The sequence below is a fragment of the Alteromonas sp. K632G genome (assembly GCF_017653625.1).
GTDB lineage: Bacteria > Pseudomonadota > Gammaproteobacteria > Enterobacterales > Alteromonadaceae > Alteromonas > Alteromonas naphthalenivorans.
Genome location: NZ_JAGGDM010000029.1, coordinates 13520 through 34008, shown reverse-complemented (window position 1 = coordinate 34008; position 20489 = coordinate 13520). Strand labels below are relative to the sequence as shown.

Here is a 20489-nt window from a genome sequence, read left to right as displayed (position 1 = left end):
GGTCAGAGTACTTTAATTCTGCTAACCGTATGTAAATCTGGAGACTATAACGCAAAGGTTTACACGCCGGAGTCAGGTACGTTGACTCTTAGGTGATAATGTACTCTGCCCCCTTTATGTCCCGCTATTTAAAGTACTGCTCCTCTTGGGTCGGTAAACGAAGAATATGAAGTTCTTCTTTCTGGAAGCTCTGGTTGATGTAGCCCTTATCCGCAAAGTCCTGCAATATTTCTGGGCATGGGTATTCACCCCACTTTTGTTTATAGCGCCCTGCATTAGAAACAAAGTCGATTAGATGATTTACGGGGCATCGATAATTTTCGCGCTCTTTAATAAAGGTGATCAGATCTATACGTTCAATATCAAGATTCGCATTTATACATGTTTGAAAGAAGTCTTCATCATTCAGGCCATATCCTCGATATCCCTCATCGAAACCGCCAATACGCTTTAAATCGTCGGTTCCAATGCAAAAAAGTGTACTATTTTGTCGAATACTAAAAGCGCAGTCAGAGCCATTCTCCTTTGTTTCGGGATTATTGTTAGTGTGCTCAATTAAATCGGAATAATCGGTAAGGCTTATATCTTCTGAAACACATGATATTTTGCTGGTTATAACACGAGATTGAGACCATGAGTTTTGCAAGCACTTAAATAGCTGAGGTGAAAATATGCTCTCAACGTTCATAAACAAACACAGAGAAGATGTAGCTGCTGCTAACCCTCTATTTCGCGCCCCCGCAATATCTAATTCTTCACAGTTATCAAACCGATGAACAATGTTAAATACCTCACTTTTGTAAAGCGAGTGTTCTGAAGGCCTTCCCATCCAGACCACGATTAATTCGCGGGGTGGTAGCTCCGCCTTTTCAAGTCGATTTACGAATGCGGTAAATGCCTCTATGCGGGATTTCACTGTGATGATGACACTAATTGAAGAATGTTGATTCATGAGAAGTCTCTGATAGGCCAGAACAAATATATAAACGAGCAAAGGGCATACCCATATTAATTCACTACTAATCAAGGTGTTGCAAAAAAGACAGCGATAGCATATGAAATTTTTGTAATGTTAGGGGAAAGTTTTACGTACTCACTCTTACTAGCGACGTTTTCGCTTCCTATTTTCCACATATGATATTTTGGCGTCATTAAGATAATTTGAGCGGTTGGTAAATTGAACAATATTTGCGTTCTACCACTATATAATCATAACTCGGTTTCTAGAGCAGGCTCATAGCTCTGCATCGGTCTACATGATTCGCCTTTCTCTGAATTAGTACACTGATACTCTACGCAATACGGGGCTTTAAATAGAAAGGAAAAATGACAAGGAGGGGTAACACTTGAACCAGTTAAATCTTGCCTTAATAACTATTGGCGCGGTTGTCTTAACGTTAGGCATGCTTACGCGAGTGATAAATCGTTCTTACCTTTCCATGCCACTTCTCGCGTTTATTGTAGGTGTTGTCCTCGGCCCAATAGGCACTAGCATACTAACCCCTGATTTATGGGGCGATAGTAATAAACTCCTTGAAGAATGCGCTCGCGTTACAATCGGCATCAGTCTAATGGCAATAGCGCTGCGGATTCCTAGAAACTACTTATTCGACCATAAAAAATCGTTCTTTCTGTTGCTAGGTGTAGGAATGCCTGCAATGTTTTTTCTCAGCAGCTTAATGGCACACTGGATATTAGGGGTACCTCTACTTATTGCGCTTCTAATTGGCGCGGCTATCTGCCCTACCGATCCCGTGGTCGCAAGTTCAATCGTTACCGGCGGATTAGCGCGAAAACACCTGCCAGATCGATTCCGCTATGGCCTGTCTACTGAATCAGCCATAAATGACGGTTTGGCTTACCCCCTAGTGCTATTACCAATTCTGTTGTTGACGCCAGCAGAACATAGCCCTTGGCTAACTTGGGGGCTGCGAGTAGTGTTGTGGGAGATTGGTGGCGCTATTGTACTAGGGGCGTTATTAGGCTGGATTGTCGGCAAGTCGCTGTTATTAGCTGAACACAAAAAAACCCTCGACCATTCAGCTTTTTTGGCTACCACCTTGGCATTGACGCTGCTGACATTAGGCGTCGCTAAATTCCTATCCACCGATAGTGTCTTAGCGGTATTCGTTGCAGGTATGGTTTTCAGTCAGCTGGTAGGCGGTTCAGATAGAGCGAAAGAAGACAAAGTACAAGAAACCGTTAATCTTTTTTTCACCCTTCCTATTTTCATATTTTTAGGCTTAATGTTACCTATAGATAGTTGGTTTGAGCTTGGGTGGGACGGCGTGTGGTTTGCGCTGGCCATTCTACTTGTTAGGCGCATACCGGTTATTATTGCGCTCTCTACTTTTCTTCCTATATGGAACAATTGGAAGTTAGCCCTATTAGCTGGGCATTTCGGCCCTATAGGGATCTCTGCGCTATTCTACGGTATGGTAATCTTAGATAAGAGTGGACATGATATCGCGTGGACGGCGGGTAGTTTGGTTATTACCGCTTCACTAATTGTTCACGGAGTAACAGCGGCACCTTTGGCTAAACTCTGGGCAGTTAAGAAAGAAGATAAGGAATAATGGCTATAAAAAGGAGAGTACTACTCAGTTCTCCTTGAGTAAGCTCTCCTTGAAGTATATCTTTTTTGCTAGATTACACCGGATCGACTAATGATAATGTTTACAGCAATCCACTATAGATTTCGCCGTATCGCTACTCTCACACTTACTGGCGATATCACCTACCGATACTACCCCAACTAATTGCTTATTTTCTTCACTATCTAATACTACAAGACGTTGAACCTCATTTTTGCTCATATTCCCTAATACAGTATCGGTGTCGTCGTCTTTGAAACAATAGAGGACAGGCTCACTTAAAATAGAGGAAATGCTGTCATCTAAGCTGACTCCCTTTGCCACTGCATTTACAACTAAATCTCTGTCAGTCACGATACCAACCAGTTTATCGTTGTTGTAGACAGGCATAAGGCCAGCCTTCATTTCGGCCATTTTTTTTGCTGTTTCCATCACTGTGGTATTAGAAGGTAGTATTTCGGTATTGTTAGTCATAACTTCATGTATATACATTCATCTTGCTCCTTTTGGTTGAAGCTTGGCGAACGCCAAGCTCTCTTTTACTATGCAAGTGTTCTACCAGTATCAAAGCCAGTTTGATAAGGGGTTCGGCGCCTTAAAAAACCAAAGTTATGTAGAAAATACATTTTTTACGTAAAGATTATAGTTATGGACGACAACTCGCTTCAAAAATTTGGTTCCATTACTGACTTCAAAAACCGGCGCCCATAAAAGCAGCTCGCCATAGCCCGTTCATGAACTTGCAAAATCGCTTTTTCCAATAACGTATCGTAAAAACAGTAAGCACTGGCATGAATCCCGCAATTCTCTCCGTGTATCCTTAAGCTTGCTATTGGCGTGCAGAAGTCTCACTTCATATAGCGACAATAAGTTTAGGGAACTGAAATTCTATTTATGAACTTTGAAAATTAGGAGAATATTATGTTACCTGAGGAATACCGCGAATGTGTTGATGCTTGTAATCGCTGTGCAGATGCTTGCGACCACTGCTCTACTGCCTGTTTGGAAGAAGACAATATAGCCGAAATGGCGGAGTGTATACGTTTAGATATGGACTGTGCTGCCCTATGCCGATTCGCTGCCGCTGCAATGGCGCGTGGCAGTAAGTTCGCCCCACAAATATGTAAGCTCTGCGCAGAAATATGCGATGCGTGTGCGAAAGAATGTGGTAAACATGAAGCACCACATTGCCAAGCTTGCGCTAAAGCGTGTAGCGAATGTGCTGAAAGCTGCCGTGCAATGGCTGCCTAAACCCAAAAATGTTGGCAGAGTACCTTTTCACTTACGTCTTCACCTACGTCGAAATCTAGATTCTTCGGCAGACGGAAACTCGGTAGACGGAAACAGCGTACTCCGCCCCTATTTCTCTACAAGCTGCTGGTTACTGAAACGGCTGTTTTGCCTAGTAGGTTATATGCTTGCTCTGTTTTTTCATGGGAAGGACTATTGACTACTACTACCCACTTGCCTTCTCGGGTGGCGTTTCTAGCCTGATCCACCACACCATCCTGATCTGGCCTAAGGGATATAAAGCCTGCAATCATTAACCCACCAAACAAACCCAATATTGAAAGCGCTAGTGTGGTCATCATGGGGCTATCTTGTGTATAGCTTGGCCCAATAAAAGATAAAATTGCAGCGATGACAACACCGACAACAACGCCGACTATGCCCATCGCGATATGAGCTTTGAGCATAAAAAAGCCGACCTGGCTGTCCTTATTCTCTATCTTCTGGTCAAACTGAGTGTCGTGAGGATTTAAAATGTTGACCTCATCAGGCTTCAACGCAGCTTTTTCTCGTACCGACTCGGCGGCAGTTTTGGCGCTAGTTTCATCGGTATAGATGGCGCAGACTTTTCCTCTGATCTCATTACTCATAATGTTTCCTTTTTGTAACGCTCAGCATTAGGTTAACGAACTCGGACTAACTTCAGTTATAGAAATAAGAATTGCAAAACTCATTCCCTTAAAAAGAATTATCGATAGAAGCAGCTGTGAAGCTGTTAGGAATACTCACCACGCCCCCTTAACTAAGCGAATTTGAGTAAACGCGAAAAGGCACCGTTATACATATAGTGCTGACAAATTTACCGTGAAATTGCAAAAATTACTTATTTCCTACTCCCTACCTTACGAATTCAAAATGGTGTGGATGGCACTTAAACAAGTAGAAAATTTAAACACAGCGGGCAAAGTTCGTGGCTTTCAGACAAGCCCTCGTTTTTATTTATCTATAGATGCTGTGTTGGCGCGTTTTACGCTTAATGATGGGTTCATATTACAACTCTACTGAGAGCTCAAATGCCACAGCATAATCCCCCTCCTATGGGTTTAAGCAAGTTAGATAAAGGCTACAAAGTTTGTGTTTGGGCGCCGCATGCGGCTAGCGTATCCATACATGGAGAATTTGACGACTGGAGTGACGACGGACTTGCGCTATCTAAAGAAGACGGTGGGGTATGGGCTGCAAACGTACCAGAGCTAAAAAACAATCAGCAATACCAATTTCTTATTACTACCGAATCTGGCGACGTATTAAAGCGCAACGATCCTAGGGCTCGATTGCTTACCAACAGTGTCGGAGCCTCAATTGTTTATGATGATGACTATCATTGGCCTGATGCTCCCTTCTCTATGCCCGACAAAAAGTCGCTGGTTATTTATGAACTGCACATAGGCACATTTAACTGCAAAGAAAGAGACGAAAATGGAACGCCGAATAAGCCTGGCACATTTGATAGTGCTATCGAAAAATTAGATTACCTTGCAGAACTCGGTATTAACTGTATTGAATTGATGCCCGTTAATGAATTTGCAGGTGACTTCAGCTGGGGTTACAACCCTGCCTACCCGTTTGCGGTTGAAGAAGCTTACGGTGGACCAAATGGCTTGAAAGACTTTGTTCGCGAAGCTCATGCACGAGGTATCGCCGTAGTATTAGATGTGGTTTACAACCACTTTGGACCAAGTGATCTTCACCTTTGGCAATTCGATGGCTGGTCTGAAAACAATAAAGGCGGTATTTACTTTTACAATGACTGGCGTAGTGACACCCCGTGGGGCGATACAAGACCAGATTATGGCCGACCAGAAGTGCGCCAATACATTTTTGATAATGCAATGATGTGGCTAGATGAATACAGACTAGATGGCTTGCGTATGGACATGATCCCCTATATGCGTTCTGTATCTGGTTCAGAAACTCCTGAAGATTCCATTGAAGAGGCTTATGATTTAATTCGCTGGATAAACAGCGAAATACAGCAACGTCACCCAGAAAAAATCGTCGTTGCCGAAGATCTTCACGGAAATGACTTCGTCACCAATTCCACAGAAGACGGTGGGCTTGGTTACACGGCACAATGGGATGCACACTTTGTCCATCCAATACGAGATGTTTTAACCCAGCCAGACGACGAGAATAGAGATATTGCTACCGTCCAAGAAGCACTTACGCAGCAATACTCCGACGACCCTTTTCGCCGCGTGATTTACGTGGAATCCCATGATGAAGTGGCAAACGGTAGCGCGCGTTTAGCAGAAGAAATAGCACCTGGTAACGTGGATAAAGACTACTTCGCTCGTCAACGTTCTGTAATAGCTGCAGCACTTACCCTCACAGCGCCTGGTATTCCCATGTTATTCCAAGGCCAAGAGTTGCTAGAAGATCTTTGGTTTGATGATATGGACCCTCTAGATTGGTCGAGAGAACAGAATTTTCCGCAGTTACACAAAGCCTACAAAGCCTTAATCGCGTTACGCAAGGGTAGCCCAAGCTTACATAGTAATGAGGTAACAGTGACGCACTTCGATAAAGACAATGGCGTACTAGCCTACATCCGAGGCGATAACGGCGATGATGATACAAACCAAGCCGAAAACGACAAGGTAATGATTGTCATAAACTTTAAGGATCAAGCACACGATAATTACGAAATACCCAACCTAAACAAAGGTCAATGGCATTGTATTTTTAATTGGTACGGGGGATATCACGAGCCAAGCGACTTTTCATTTTTGAATGATACCGCTGGTGAAGAACATAATGATCACGAAAGAGATAATGATCATGAAGAAGATAATGATCATGAAGAAGATAATGATCATGAGGAAAATAGCAATCGTGAAGGAAATAGTTACGCCATGCTTTACCTGGAAGCCTATCAAGTCTTAATTTTTCAGCTTAATCATTAACAATGGCAAACGCACTACAAGAAAATCAGGTGCTAATGCTACGGTAAACGATAAAGAAATCGCGCTTAGTTTAGCCGTAAATTTCTCATAAACTAACCGCATTTCTCAATTCACTAATCTAAGTAATTGTTACACCCACCGTGAAATGATTTCATTTTGCGGAGGGCTTCCCCCTTAATTCGCCCGAAATTACCGTTAATTCAAGATGGTGCGTGCTTTGCATTGCATTGGCTTACTTGAGTCATCTTTAAGTGAGTAAAACGGATTGTTCTGACATAACGTTGATTTTAGATTTGCCATGAACTTAATTCTACGCTCTTCGTTCCACCTTGAAAAAAGGAAACGGTAAAATGCCTTCCTCCTCAAACCATCGCATCTCTAATTGGCTGCTAAGAATATTCTCAGTAGTAAGCTTTTTTATCGGGTTATATTTAGCAGTAGGCGGAGCTTGGCTAGCTATAGAGGGCGGCTCCTATTACTACCTTATTGCAGGGGCTACGTTAATATTAACGAGCCTCTTACTATATTTCCGTCAACGTTTGGGCTTATGGCTTTTTGCCCTTTTATTCTTGGGTACCCTTGGCTGGACTATTTGGGAATCAGGCTTAGATTACTGGCGCTGGGTACCGCGCATGGGTGTACCTGTTCTACTGGGGTTAATTCTTGCGCTTCTACTTCCAAGCTTTAACATTTCGAGACGAACGAGTTTTTCTCTTGCCGGCGCATTTTTAGTTATTTTTGTAGGTGCCTTTTGTATGGCGTTCGTGCCGACTAACTGGACTCATAACGCTACCACTGCAGAGGCAGGAAGTAGTTCGATAAAACTCGGTAGGGGTAACGGGCTTGGCGATATTAGCGATGATGATTGGCCGGTGTATGGGCGAGATAACAATGCCAGTCGGTATTCACCAATAACCGATATAACTCCTGAAAACGTTTCTTCGTTAAAACGGGCATGGCAATACAGAACAAGAGATATCCCCTCTAAGCGATATGGCGCTGAAACCACACCCATTAAAATCGACGACAAACTATATTTGTGTTCAGCAAGAAACCAATTAATTGCTTTAAGCGCTGAGAGCGGTGAGGAAATATGGCGTTATGATCCCAAAGTTGCCGACGAAGACATACCTTATACTGCAGCCTGTAGAGGCGTCGCCTATTACAAGGTACCAAATAGCAATAACCCATCTACCACGCAAGCCTGCAATGAACGAATAGTGAGCGGAACGTTAGATGGAAGGATCATCGAAGTCGATGCACAGTCGGGTAAGCCCTGTCTCGATTTTGGTAATCAGGGTGAGGTCGATATTAAAAAAAATATGGGAAAAACCCCCAGTGGATTTGTAGCGATTACCGGCGTTCCCGTTATTGTTCAGGGGGTTATTATAACAGGTCATCAAGTATTAGATGGCCAAAAACGTTATGCCCCATCAGGCGTTATAAAAGGGTTTGATGTGCAAACTGGTGAGCTTCGCTGGGCATGGGACATGGAAAAGCCTTACATCACCAAACTACCGCCAGAGGGGGAAACCTATACCAGAGGTACGCCAAACATGTGGACCTCAGCCACCGGCGATAATGATTTAGGTCTTGCTTATTTGCCCATGGGTAACTCGTCTGCCGACTACTGGAGTAGCTCACGCACTTCTGAAGAACTCAAATACTCAACCTCGCTAGTGGCGATGGACGTTAATACGGGAAAACCTGCTTGGTCATTCCAAACTGTTCACAAAGACGTTTGGGACTACGATTTGGGCTCTCAAGTTAGCCTTATAGACTACCCTACTGATAACGGACCTATACCTGCAGTTGTGCTACCAAGTAAGCAGGGTGATATTTATGTATTAAACAGAGAAACCGGTGAACTACTGACGGGCGTAGAAGACCGCAAGGTCCCAACTGGTGGTGTAGGGCCAGAGAAGCGTTCTAGCACCCAGCCATTCTCAACATTTCACACGCTTCGTAAACCGGACCTAACCGCCAGAGACATGTGGGGCGTGACCATGTTTGACCAACTGGCTTGCCGAATTCAATTTCAAAAAGCCAGCTATAAGGGCATTTATACCCCACCAACCACAGATCAACACTGGATCCAATATCCCGGGTACAACGGCGGCTCCGATTGGGGAAGCGTAGCAATCGATCCTTCTCGAGGCGTACTCATTGCCAATTATAATGACATGCCGAATTTTAACCGACTGGTTAGCCGCGAAGAAGCGAACGAGCGAGGCTGGAAACCACGAGATGAAATGGAGCATGATGAGGGTGGTCCGGAAGGTGCCGGTGACCCTCAACAAGGCACCCCTTACGCCGTGGATGTGAATGCGGGATGGCGCTTAGGGTTTACAGAATTATTATGCAAGCAACCTCCTTACGGTGGTATACGTGCTATAAGCTTGGAAGATGGCAGTACATTGTGGGATCGCCCACTAGGTACAGCGCGAAATAACGGTCCTTTTGGATTTGCCTCAGGTCTACCGCTAACTATAGGTACGCCCAATAATGGCGGAAGTGTTGTTACAAAAAGCGGTTTAATTTTTATCGCAGCAGCCACCGATAACCTTATTCGCGCTATAGATATCAATACCGGGGAAACAGTTTGGCAAGACGCGTTACCCGCAGGCGGGCAAGCGAACCCAATGATGTATCGTGAAAATGGAAAAAGTTACTTGGTCATCGTTGCTGCCGGCCACCACTTTATGGAGACACCACCAGGGGATTATGTCATTGCGTACGCACTAGACCAGTAGCAGAAATTGGGTCAGATTACATTTTTAGTTAATTTACTCTGACCCTGTTATTTTTGTTACTCGTTATAATGAGTAAAAACTTGATAGGGGGCGCCGCCGTAATCGTAGTCTGATAAAACAAGATTAATAACATCGCTTGCTTGAACGTCATAGAGCGTGGTTTCTAACAGTAAATCGTCAGTTTCGCTATCGTAAACATATACATCATAATCACCAGCTTCAATTTCTACATCAAGAGTGCTCAAATAAGAAAATGAGTCAGATTCATCGTATGAGTCAGGCGAACTTCCTTGCTCAATCACCTTCACAGAAATTGAGGTACTGCTTTCGTTGTCAATATTATGAGAAAAAAGCAGTTTCGCGTGGGTTTCAATAATTCTTAAGTCTTCGGTATTGGAATAAGACGTAACCGTGGAGTTTGCATTTCCACTACCTAATAACAGCGCAATTTCATCTGCATGAAAATCTATGCTAGTACTTTCTAATACGGCTTGGCTATCGCTGTCACGAAGATAAATATCAACATTAGTTGCCTCGTCTGGGTCATCAATGGCTATTAAAATAAAGTCAGACAGTTCACCAAAATAAATATCTTCCGCGACTAAATTTGACGTAGTACTTTGAGCCACTGATATAGCACTAGTATTAGTAATATTGTTACTTGCCCGAAGGTAACTGTCTTGCGCTTCATTAGTTAGTTGCCTCGCCCCGCTGCTGTTAAGCTCCACAATGCTGAAAAATGAATCCTCTATTCCCGCACTGTCATAACTAACTAATACGTAAGATAGCGCCTCTCCTTCTTCAATAGTTATGTCGTTTTTCATCGCTAAAATAGTATCGGTGCCTGACTCGGTAAAGACTATTTTATAATCGCCAGCGTCCAACTCAGTGTCTCCACTGACATCGGCTAATGAAAGCGTATAGGAGGCTGACTGATTAGTCAGTGAGCTATCGGCATCAAGAATGTATACATCGACAGAGTCGTCGTAGCTGGCTAAGTTGGCAAATTGCGCCATAGCGTAACCATCGTCAAAATCTGAGTCGTAAACATCGGACACGTCTATTTCTATTTCCAAGCTACTAGGGTAGTCGGTCTCGCCATATAAAATGTAGCTATGTACTTTTTTGTTATCGACTTTAAGTGAATCTTCGTCGATAAAATTGCTATTTTCCGTGTTAGGCAGTATTTGATTAAACTCAATGTCGTAAGAAACATTGCTTACATATGAGTATGCGGTGGCTTCGGCAAACGACATTTCTCCTTCCGAGTCATCATCTACCACAAACTCTATATCGGGCGATTGGGGCACTAAATTCACATATTGTGCGTAGCCATTGCCATTGCCATCTCCGTCTTCGTCATCTTCAACATATACGCATCCGGTTAATGATAATGCGCTAATAATGGCCACACTGGTGAAACACCGCTGATAAAAATACATAACATCACTCTTTTCAAATTGTGTTCTAGGAGGCATTTTCGTGGGGATAGTTGCGCAAAGCTGAGTAAATAAGGCGTAAAGAGGATTTCAACATTTGAACGTATAGTAGAAAAAAACCCACCTCGGGAAGTGTGTAGCCATTACTCCTTCACTTTTGGTAAATGATCTGCAAGCAAGTTTGTTTCAGCGTGTGTCGTAGTAAGAAAAAAGTGCGGTCAGATGTGTTGTTCTGTGGCAATATTTATTTAATTCTATGGCCTGCGTTTTGTTGGCCGACTAGATAAGGAAAATCTATGCTGATAAACGCGCGTAAATGTACTGGTGTTGCTCTAGCAGTAACTGTTGTGATTCTAAGTGGTTGTGGAGGCGGTAGCGGAGGTGGCAATACCACCACACCAGTAACTACTACACCACCTGTTAGTAACGAACCCACTTGGGATCCAGGTGTGTATGAATCACAATCTACTTTTATCGCGCAATGTGAATCACCAAGAACAGGGATAGATCCCTTCACAGGCAGCGCTTACCCTGATTCACAAGGCTCCGCGTTAGATGAAAAACTGTGGTTACGTTCATGGACCAACGACACTTATCTTTGGTACGACGAAGTTGATGACAATGACCCCGAGAATTTCTCGGTAATAGCCTACTTCGATCAGTTAAAAACCAACGAATTAACCCCAAGCGGAACAGCTAAAGATAACTTTCACTTTTCTCAAGACACCGCAGAATACAATGAGCTATCGCAATCAGGGGTGTCATCTGGGTATGGATTCGACTGGGAGTTTGTTGCTAACACTTACCCTCGAGAGCTTGTGGTTCGTTTTACTGAACCTGACTCTCCTGCTGCATTGGCCAATGTACCTCGCGGCGCTTCATTGATTACGGTCAATGGTATCGACTTCGTGAACGACAACACCCAAGCTGGTGTTGATGCCCTTAATGCGGCGCTATTTCCTGAAAGCGCGGGCACTATTACCAATTTCGAATTTGAACTTATTGACGGCAGTTCGCTAGCTGTGGACATCACATCATCCGATGTAAGCGTAACGCCAGTGCAAAACGTTAGCGTGCTAGATACTGAAAATGGCAAAACAGGTTATTTTCAGTTCAATACCTTTATTCGCACAGCCCAAGATGGCCTTATCGATGCGTTTGATTTATTCGTAGATGAGAATGTAACCGAACTGGTTATAGATTTACGTTACAACGGTGGAGGCCTGTTGGCTTTGGCTTCTCAGGTTTCCTATATGGTAGCAGGCCCTAGCCAAACTAATAACGCTATTTTTGAAACCACTCGCTTTAACGATAAGAGCGGTACAACAAACCCGGTAACCGGCGGCACGGTACAAGCAACCCCATTTTATAGTAATGAAATAGACTACAATGCAGGCGTACTAACCAGCACCTTGTTACCTAGTTTGTCGCTTACACGTGTTTACGTGATAACCACGGGTTCAACGTGCTCAGCCAGTGAAGCGGTAATGAACGCATTGCGGGGGGTCGTTGTTGAAGTGGTACAAATAGGCTCTACTACCTGTGGCAAGCCATATGGTTTCTACCCTACCGATAACTGCGGCGAAACCTATTTCACTATTCAGTTCCAAGGTGTGAACAATAAAGGCTTCGGCGATTACGCCGACGGTTTTATGCCGGTAGCATCCCCTAGCTTCGACTTTGAACTACCCGGCTGTGATGTGGAAGACGATTTTACAGCATCACTAGGTGACCCCGAAGAAGCCATGCTTGCAGCGGCCTTAGAATATTCTGCTACCGGCAGCTGCCCTGTGGTTGCTTCCACAGAAGAACTCACTAGGGCTAACGCTTTAGGTAATCAAGAAAGTGCTGCTAGCACAGCGAGTAACCAAACAGGAGAAGCCCTGTTATCTATTGATAATCCGAATACTCGTAGAAATACCTTTATTTTGCACAATAAGGTTAACGAACCTGTTATTGAGGAGCGCGAATAATGGCAGTTGTTAAAACGGTACTAGGTGCACTTGTCATTCCACTTGCTGTAGCAAGTGGCTGCGCAATGACCCCTGTGCCGAATGAAAAAGACTTGGTTGACGCACTCACTGACGACTTGAGTTTTGCCCAGAAACAGATAATAGAAACTAAAATTAGCGACTGGTTTGGTGGCATCAAAATTACCCTTGCCGACGATGTATTTTCTGAGTCTTCGCAAGTTAGTATTGAGCGTAAAGCACACTTGGACGAAAGAAGATTACCTATTGAGGGAAGGCACAATAATCCCGCATTTACGTTTACCTTACTGACCGATGGTGAGCATTGTGTTTTGCGCAATGATCTAACTGGTGATATTGAAAAGCTAAGTGATATTTCTTGCTTAGCACAATAGCAAATTTTAAAAAGGGTCAGAGTGTTTAATTAACTCTGACCCATTATTTATACTTTACGGTTGCAGACTCGCCAGCACCCACCCGCTGGTATTGCGGCTTTACAAAACTCGTATGTACCGAGCCCAATGCTTTTGAAAGCGATAAAGTCACTTCATCTACATGCGCAAATGTGTGTCGAGACTGCAATACTAGTTCAGCGTCGTGTGGAAGTGCTTCGCTATGCGAGGTGTAGCTAACCGTTTCAACAGGTATTTTTTGTTTATTGATCACTAGAGTGGTTGTTTTTTGAAGCGCGCTTTTTACATAGTCAATTTGCTCTTCAGCGGTTAAGTCTTCAGGCATAAGCGCATCAATATCACCGAACAGCCATGCTGGCTCGCTACGAAATGCGCTGAGCAAATGTGTCGCATTAGTACGCACCGTCGGCCACATACGCACCCCCCATTTTTACTCTGCCCCATTTTTACTTTGCCCCATTAATCATGTCTTTAGCTGTATTTTGAATACCTTCTGCTGACTGGCCATTAACGTTTAGCATACCTTCTAAATTTAAGGTACCGCCTTGATTGTTGTAACCTATGAAGGTTGTTTTGTGTGGACCCAGATCTAACTGCCTTAATACTCCCGCCATTACTTCTGCACCTGTGTGTGTAACGATAATACGTAGTGGAGATTTAGGTAAAATACGCTCTATGCTCGCAGGCTCATGGCAATATTCAGCCTCTGTTTTGTCTCGAGGTGCACGAAATCGACCTGGTTCTAGCAGAGCGACAACCGAGCATTTTATCCCCTCCTTCTTCAACGAATTTGCCGCAGAAAGACAAGCCTGCAATTGATACCCGCCTACGGCTATAAGCTGTATATCTGGGCTTGATTGTTCCAGGGCAATAAATAATCCCTCATTCGCGGCATGTTCAGACTCAGCTTTATTCGTAATGACTGGTAATTCTTTTTTTGCCGCCACGATAGCAGCAATTTTGCCATGGGTTTGATATACGTTTTTAAGTATTGAGTTTGAAGTGTTGGCATCAATCGGAAAATACACAGGTGCTACATCAGACATTTCGCAAATCCAGTTTTCAGTAAACTTAGGATCTTGATGAGACTGTTCATTTTTTCCGTTTTCCCACGTATGCGAGGTGGCTATTATAGGCACGCTTATCCAACTTGCCGAACGATTCGATACTTTTAAATTTCGGGAAAAAATGGCTTCTTGCCTCATGGCTCCTAGCATTTTCATTGCGAAAGCTTCGTAGGTTACAACCAAACCTATACCTTGCTTATTAGCCAACACTGCTGACACCACGGCTTCTTCATTTAGTGCGGTAATCACCCCACCTGTTAACGACTCTAACTCTTCGTCTTCTGGTGCACTTACACGGTGCTTAAGCGTTCTGATTGTAGCCATCATTTGATTGCTTTGTATCTCGTCAGGGTTCCCCAATCGAAAGCGCAAAGACTTATTGGTAAGGATCAAGTCGTTAATCCACTGATCAATCTGAGCAAGGCACGATACTGATCCCTCTACTTCTGAATAATTATCATCGGGAAAAGTTAGGCTAACTTGTTTTAATAACCGTAATTCATGATCCTTTTCCTGTACTCGTTCGGTGCTCCGATGATTATTCAAAACCTTAACACTTTCTAATAGCGCTTCTTGAGGAACATGAAGCTTAGCCGTTGCCTCATTAAAAGCTGCTCTTGCCTTATCGTCATCTACTAAGCTATTACCTAACGGGAGACTATGCGCTGCATTTGTCCCTGCTGAAGGTAGACCATAGCCTTTTGCAACCTCAGCAATAATATAGGGTAGTTTGACAGGGTACGAATTCCGCCCAGATTCTGCTTCGTAACCGCGTTTAGCTAACGTCTCCGTAGCATTAATGATTGCAATTGCGTATGCGGCAGGATCGCTACCATCTATAGTGACAGGATCAAAATCGTGTAACTCCAGATGTTGTTTAAAGTAACTGGTGCCCCCTTCTTGTACCATCAAAGTACGCTGATCAATTCTGCGTCCGTTATCAATCATAACAGGCGCGACTAATCCTGTGTCTGAAGCACGCCACCAGCGCGGAGCCCAATCACTTCCTCTTTGCTCTTCAAATGCCCCGTCACTTAAAAAGGTGACCAGCTCTTGCCCCGGAAGCGGCATATGAACGTACTTGAGTGAAGTGAAACCTAAATACCCTCCCTCAGAAATTCCTCCCGCCGTGTGTAAATTTACATGACTTCCCACACGAGACTCTAATTGCCCTTCGGCATTTAGATCATATCGGTAGTAGTCATTACACAGCCGGCTCAGCCCTTTCTCGTTACATGAATAAAGTTGTTCTTTCTCTTCATACTGATTGCCGGTAATTGCATTCACAGCTTCTATTGCCGCCACACAGTGCCCTTGGCCCATAACCCATGAGCGAGTTTTACCGCTTAAAGCATTAGCCAGAAGATACCCTGTATAAGCGGGCGTCATATTCAGTGCCCCCCCCTGTATGGCCCTGCGCTTTTTCTTTAAAATCGTCGATATTTAGTGGGTTGCCTGCCATAGACACACGTTTTGCGTAGGTCATGTGGGCAACCAACCACATGCTGGCACTACAGATTCGATCAGCTGCTTTTAGCAATTCTATTGCGTTTAATAATTCGGATTGTTCACCACATGCAGCGTGATAGTGTTGGGATAAATACTTTTCGACAATATTCATCGTCGAGGAAGTATGTTGGATTTTTCCATACCCCTTAGACCACTCATTGAAAGCGTCATTAACTTTTGCGTTGAATACTGCCGGCATTATCCATTCTCCTTCGTATACGTTTTATATTGGTTAAGCATCACTTTGCATTCGTCACTGGGGGTAACCCAAATCTCAGTTTGGGAACCTGTATCGTGAATTGCACAGCATCCTTCTGCATGCTTGTTTTTCTCTTTAGAGACAGAAATGCCAAGCCCTGCAAAACGTGACAACCCAGATTCCCTCACTTCAGGTTGGTGCTCCCCTAGCCCTCCACCGAAGGCAATTGCGTCTACGCCACCCAAGACCCCCATAAAAGATCCAATTGCTTTGGTCAGTGCATAAGAATATACGTCGCGAGCGAGAACCGCATCGGCATTTTGGCTCTGTTTCAGTGTGCGATAATCTCCGGAAATACCACTCAAACCAGCCAGCCCCGCTTCACTATTAAACATTTTGGATAAGCTTTCTAACGTGTAGTTTCCATGCTCTAGCAAATGCAGAACGATGTTTGGGTCGATAGCACCGCTGCGCGTTGTCATGGGTAAACCGTCGGTTGGGGTATACCCCATAGTGGTATCTATTACGCATCCATCCTGCCAGGCAGCTAATGAACTTCCACCCCCTAAATGAATGGTAATAACACGCTTAAATCGCTTTTGTTTTTGAAGTTGCTCCCATTGAGATTGATGTGCAAGCCCATGGAAACCATATTTCATGACTGGCCACCGTTTGGATAGTTCATCTGGAAGCGGATAAACTCTCGCGTACTCTGGAAGGGTATTAAAAAGAGCAGAATCGGAAAAAACAAAGTGATTGCAATCGGGCCACTTGTGAAGCCCATGTTCAATTAATTCAAGTGAGATTTTGTTATGAAGAGGGGCTAAGGGTAACCAATGTCTAATTTCATTCAGGCAATCCTCATCAACCTTTTGAGGATTACTATCCTTTTTTCCAATGTGAACAACACGGTATAATAGTGTGCTGCAAGGCAAAGCGTCATTTAGGTATGAGGTAAAATGATTAAGGAGCTGTTCTGGTTCACCTTCAATGGACTGATGTTCGAGTCGATTATTTCCCTCCCATAACTGAAGTTCCAGAGAACCACTTCCCGCATTACAAACAAGAATTCTTTCAGAGTTATTTTCCCCACAGAAATCTTTACAACAATCATCGGAGTCTCTAACGGGGTATGAGGATCTATTATCTCGCATAGCTCAATTATGTGCTTTGGGATAATTTTATAAACGAACCGTTCTTCCATATTGATCACTCTAGGAACAAATAAATTACAAAAAAATAGTGGCTGAGAAATAAGGGCCCATAAATCAAAAACTACTTTTGATCTTCCGCTTTTGTATCAGGCACCACTATATATTGAAGTTCAGAATTAGGGGTATGTCGCTAGACGAAACAGTAAAAACGCGCTGCCTCTACAGCGTTTATTCACTTAACCATTATGTAGGGTAAAAGAAACGAGCTAACGAATTTCACCCTCGTTCAAATGTACTCTTACCACATTTAGCTTTACTCTATGTGAAGAAACGTGACAAAAACGAGACTAAAAAATGCAACCTCACGACCATTCACCACTAGATGATTTTAATGAATACCCCGAACACACGATGCTATCGCGAAGCACAGACTTCCTAAAATTAATGCAACGCAGGCACAGTATTCGACATTTCAGCGACCAATGTGTAGACAAAACGATTATAGAAAACTGTATATTAACTGCCGGCTCCGCGCCAAGTGGTGCCAATCATCAACCTTGGCACTTTGCAGCTATTCAATCGGCCGCAGTAAAGCAAAAGGTGCGAGAGCAAGCGGAAGCGCACGAGCGAGGATTTTATGAAGGTCGTGCTGGGCAACAATGGTTAAACGACCTTAAGCCTTTAGGCACAGATTCAAGCAAGCCCTACTTAGAAACAGCTCCTTGGCTTATTGCAGTATTTAGTCAAAAATTTGATGAAGTGGAAAGCGGAGAAAAACGTCAAAATTACTATGTTCATGAATCTGTAGGCATTGCTGTTGGCATGCTTATTACCGCGTTACATAATGCAGGCCTAGCAACACTTACCCATACGCCCAAGCCTATGAGCTTTTTGACCGATGTATGTCAGCGGCCCGATAACGAGCGCGCTTATATGCTTATTGTTGCGGGGTATCCGGCACCTAATGCAACCATTCCAGCACATGCTAGGCAGAAAAAGTCACTAAACGACGTAGCCAGCTTTCTTTAATGAAAAGCTGTCAAAGTGTTGTAGGGTAAAGACCTTTAAGTCGGCTTCACTCTGGCCCCGTTTTTTGTTCACCCAAGAAACGGGGGGCAGGTTACCCTGCATACATTTATAGTAATCTAACCACAACACTTCTTGTATTTTTTACCGCTACCGCAAACACAGGGATCGTTACGTGCAGGTACTTTTTCTACCGTTACAGTACCCTTTTTATTCAGTAGCACTGTTAACTCTTGTATAGATTCCACCGCTCCTTCCTTTGTATCAATAGTAATATCTGCATACAAATCTGCGTCCGCCACTAATGCTTTTACTTCTTGTTTTCGAGCTTCATTGGTTACCACTAATTTAAGCGGATATTTTTTACTGCCTGCAATACGGCTGGCATTTCGTTCATAACCGTATGTTAGGGTCGTTTGACGAGCGTCTTTACGACCTTTGAAAAAAAATTTATCTGACATTTGGTGTTCCAAACATTTAAAAGTAGAAGGAGGGTGACATCTTTAAGTCGTCACAAAAATTAGCTAATCAACCGAGGCCTTGGATAAGAAATTTCAAAATGAAGTCATTTTTCTCAATCATTTCATTAAAGAGCTATTAGCTATCTATTTTCAATCCATTTAACTAGAGTAAGTCATAATATCTTTGCCTGAATTAGGGCGTCCATGATGTGGTTTAGTTACTCTAAACCCATGATGAGCGATAAAAAACAGAGGGTAAAATTGACTTTCAGGGGTTGCGTATCCGAGATTCAGATTAACCACGCATGGTGAATTATAGAGAGCTATATGATGATCTGCTTATGTCTAGTCTACTACAAGTGCAAAGCACACACACAACCTACGTAAGATTAACGTAGCATTTAGAACAAAAACGCCGCACTAAAGCGGCGTTATAGTTCCAAATTTACATTCTTTGTTTTCGGGATAGATGAAAATGCGGGCTATAAACGAGGAGCTACAAACGGGGGCCGCTTACTTTTAGCTATAATTGATGCAGCCCCCATTAATGTTTTACTTTTTGTTAGGCACAATCAGGTACTTTTCACCTGTCTTCTTAGCATTGTATAAGGCGACATTTTCAGGCTGCAGTGCTTCTTCAAGGCTTAATTCTTTGGTGTAAGAAGACGCAAAAGTAGTGTTAATTTCAGAGGCAACTTTCTGATAAAGTGCGCCTACACGCTTTTTATCTAGTTTGCCAAGGAAGCGCATAAGTAACCAGCCGCCAATTCCCCATGTCATACCGAAAGCTCGATTTAGTATAGTTGGAGAGAAATCTAGGCCACCGTATATATACACTTGCTTGTTGCTGTCAGAACCATAGGTGTTGAAGCCTTTGGCATCTTTACTGCCTGACGCTTCCATCATGGTAAGAATGTCGCTTACTAACTCGCCGCCGCCAATAGCATCAAATGCTAACGTAGCGCCTGTTTTATCAATAGCGTGGTAAAGCTCTGCTTTGAAATTCTCGCTAGTAGAATCAAGCACAATTTTAGCGCCTAAGTCTTTAAGAATATCTACCTGTTGCTGACTACGCACAATGTTTACCAAATCAACGCCTTCTTCTAAGCAGATTTTGTTTAGCATTTGGCCCAAGTTAGATGCAGCTGCGGTATGTACTAAAGCTTTATGGCCTTCCATACGCATGGTTTCTACCATACCCAGTGCAGTCAACGGATTTACAAACGAAGACGCCGCTTGCTGCGCCGTTGTGCTTTCCATATGCGGCAAACATGCTTGCGCTGGAACACATGCATATTCGGTGTAAGCTGCGCCAGTTAGAATAGAAACAGTTTTACCCATTAGTGCCTGAGCTTCAGGGCTATCGCCTGCCCCAACAACCGTTCCCGCACCTTCGTTACCAATAGGTAAAGTTTGATCAACGCGCGACTTAATGCGCATCAACATTGATTTATGAACTGGTGCAACCAACGCATTTTTACTGGCATCAAAGGTGGCTTTATCAAGGCTGGCAGGGCCGAACATGGGCCACATATCAGAAGGATTAATTGGTGAAGCTTCCATACGAACTATCACTTCGTGTGGCTTAGGCTCAGATACATCTACCTCTTTGATAGATACCTCTAGTTCGCCTTCTGATTTAATAAGCGTAAAAAGCTGTTTGGATTTATTCATTTTGGTTGTCTCGCTATGTTAATCAAGATCTACG

17 protein-coding genes are annotated in these 20489 nt (G+C 43.5%); 7 read left to right on the top strand and 10 right to left on the bottom strand.

Going from position 1 to position 20489, the window contains the following annotated elements; genetic code table 11:
- Positions 1 to 124: 124 nt before the first annotated feature.
- Entirely contained in the window at positions 125 to 952 is an 828-nt protein-coding gene (locus J5X92_RS20120; protein ID WP_013783040.1) for a galactosyltransferase-related protein, read from the bottom strand.
- A gap of 394 nt (positions 953 to 1346) precedes the next feature.
- Here J5X92_RS20120 and J5X92_RS20115 point away from each other — a divergent pair, with 394 nt between their 5' ends.
- Complete coding sequence (locus tag J5X92_RS20115; RefSeq protein WP_126873721.1) at positions 1347 to 2576, top strand: sodium:proton antiporter; 1230 nt, start codon at positions 1347 to 1349, stop codon at positions 2574 to 2576.
- Positions 2577 to 2663: 87 nt separating this feature from the next.
- Here the strand turns inward: J5X92_RS20115 and J5X92_RS20110 are convergent, their stop codons facing one another.
- A complete protein-coding gene (locus J5X92_RS20110; protein ID WP_013783038.1) occupies positions 2664 to 3086 on the bottom strand; it encodes a CBS domain-containing protein in 423 nt (140 codons plus the stop codon).
- A gap of 429 nt (positions 3087 to 3515) precedes the next feature.
- Between J5X92_RS20110 and J5X92_RS20105 the strand changes: the two genes are divergently transcribed.
- Entirely contained in the window at positions 3516 to 3845 is a 330-nt protein-coding gene (locus J5X92_RS20105; protein WP_013783037.1) for a four-helix bundle copper-binding protein, read from the top strand.
- Positions 3846 to 3961: 116 nt separating this feature from the next.
- Here the strand turns inward: J5X92_RS20105 and J5X92_RS20100 are convergent, their stop codons facing one another.
- Positions 3962 to 4474, bottom strand: a complete 513-nt coding sequence (locus J5X92_RS20100) for a hypothetical protein (RefSeq protein WP_126873722.1) — start codon at positions 4472 to 4474, stop codon at positions 3962 to 3964.
- A 423-nt stretch (positions 4475 to 4897) separates the two neighbouring features.
- Here J5X92_RS20100 and J5X92_RS20095 point away from each other — a divergent pair, with 423 nt between their 5' ends.
- Both J5X92_RS20095 and J5X92_RS20090 read left to right on the top strand, forming a co-directional pair.
- The gene (locus J5X92_RS20095) at positions 4898 to 6790 is read left to right on the top strand and encodes an alpha-amylase family glycosyl hydrolase (protein ID WP_126873723.1); all 1893 of its coding nucleotides are present in this window, start codon (positions 4898 to 4900) and stop codon (positions 6788 to 6790) included.
- Positions 6791 to 7140: 350 nt separating this feature from the next.
- On the top strand, positions 7141 to 9543 hold the full coding sequence (locus J5X92_RS20090) for a membrane-bound PQQ-dependent dehydrogenase, glucose/quinate/shikimate family (protein WP_185864198.1): 2403 nt from the start codon (positions 7141 to 7143) through the stop codon (positions 9541 to 9543).
- A gap of 56 nt (positions 9544 to 9599) precedes the next feature.
- Here the strand turns inward: J5X92_RS20090 and J5X92_RS20085 are convergent, their stop codons facing one another.
- A complete protein-coding gene (locus tag J5X92_RS20085; protein ID WP_126873724.1) occupies positions 9600 to 10985 on the bottom strand; it encodes a DUF4397 domain-containing protein in 1386 nt (461 codons plus the stop codon).
- 293 nt (positions 10986 to 11278) lie between these two features.
- Here J5X92_RS20085 and J5X92_RS20080 point away from each other — a divergent pair, with 293 nt between their 5' ends.
- Together J5X92_RS20080 and J5X92_RS20075 are read left to right on the top strand one after the other, a co-directional pair.
- Positions 11279 to 12955 (top strand): S41 family peptidase, encoded by a 1677-nt coding sequence (locus J5X92_RS20080; RefSeq protein WP_208806383.1) that lies wholly within the window; start codon positions 11279 to 11281, stop codon positions 12953 to 12955.
- Complete coding sequence (locus J5X92_RS20075) at positions 12955 to 13347, top strand: hypothetical protein (protein ID WP_126873726.1); 393 nt, start codon at positions 12955 to 12957, stop codon at positions 13345 to 13347. The genes J5X92_RS20080 and J5X92_RS20075 overlap by 1 nt, the downstream gene beginning before the upstream one ends.
- Before the next feature lie 43 nt (positions 13348 to 13390).
- On the opposite strand, the gene J5X92_RS20070 is transcribed toward J5X92_RS20075, so the two are convergent.
- Genes J5X92_RS20070 through J5X92_RS20060 form a run of 4 tightly spaced genes read right to left on the bottom strand, consistent with a single transcriptional unit; the run spans position 13391 to position 17294 of the window.
- Positions 13391 to 13780, bottom strand: coding sequence for a hypothetical protein (locus J5X92_RS20070; RefSeq protein ID WP_126873727.1), 390 nt, complete (start codon positions 13778 to 13780; stop codon positions 13391 to 13393).
- Positions 13781 to 13811: 31 nt separating this feature from the next.
- The gene (locus J5X92_RS20065) at positions 13812 to 15821 is read right to left on the bottom strand and encodes a xylulose 5-phosphate 3-epimerase (RefSeq protein WP_244361130.1); all 2010 of its coding nucleotides are present in this window, start codon (positions 15819 to 15821) and stop codon (positions 13812 to 13814) included.
- A complete protein-coding gene (locus J5X92_RS21185) occupies positions 15787 to 16140 on the bottom strand; it encodes a hypothetical protein (RefSeq protein ID WP_244361127.1) in 354 nt (117 codons plus the stop codon). The genes J5X92_RS20065 and J5X92_RS21185 overlap by 35 nt, the downstream gene beginning before the upstream one ends.
- Positions 16140 to 17294 carry a pepsin-like aspartyl protease gene (locus J5X92_RS20060; RefSeq protein WP_126873728.1) on the bottom strand — a complete coding sequence of 385 codons (1155 nt, stop codon included), beginning with the start codon at positions 17292 to 17294 and terminating at the stop codon, positions 16140 to 16142. The genes J5X92_RS21185 and J5X92_RS20060 overlap by 1 nt, the downstream gene beginning before the upstream one ends.
- Before the next feature lie 354 nt (positions 17295 to 17648).
- On the opposite strand from J5X92_RS20060, the gene J5X92_RS20055 reads away from it, so the two are divergent.
- Positions 17649 to 18323 (top strand): nitroreductase family protein, encoded by a 675-nt coding sequence (locus J5X92_RS20055; RefSeq protein ID WP_126873729.1) that lies wholly within the window; start codon positions 17649 to 17651, stop codon positions 18321 to 18323.
- Between the two features lie 116 nt (positions 18324 to 18439).
- Here J5X92_RS20055 and J5X92_RS20050 read toward each other — a convergent pair whose 3' ends face one another.
- On the bottom strand, positions 18440 to 18781 hold the full coding sequence (locus tag J5X92_RS20050) for a PBPRA1643 family SWIM/SEC-C metal-binding motif protein (protein WP_126873730.1): 342 nt from the start codon (positions 18779 to 18781) through the stop codon (positions 18440 to 18442).
- A gap of 552 nt (positions 18782 to 19333) precedes the next feature.
- Entirely contained in the window at positions 19334 to 20455 is a 1122-nt protein-coding gene (locus J5X92_RS20045; RefSeq protein ID WP_126873731.1) for a zinc-binding dehydrogenase, read from the bottom strand.
- Positions 20456 to 20489: the final 34 nt, after the last annotated feature.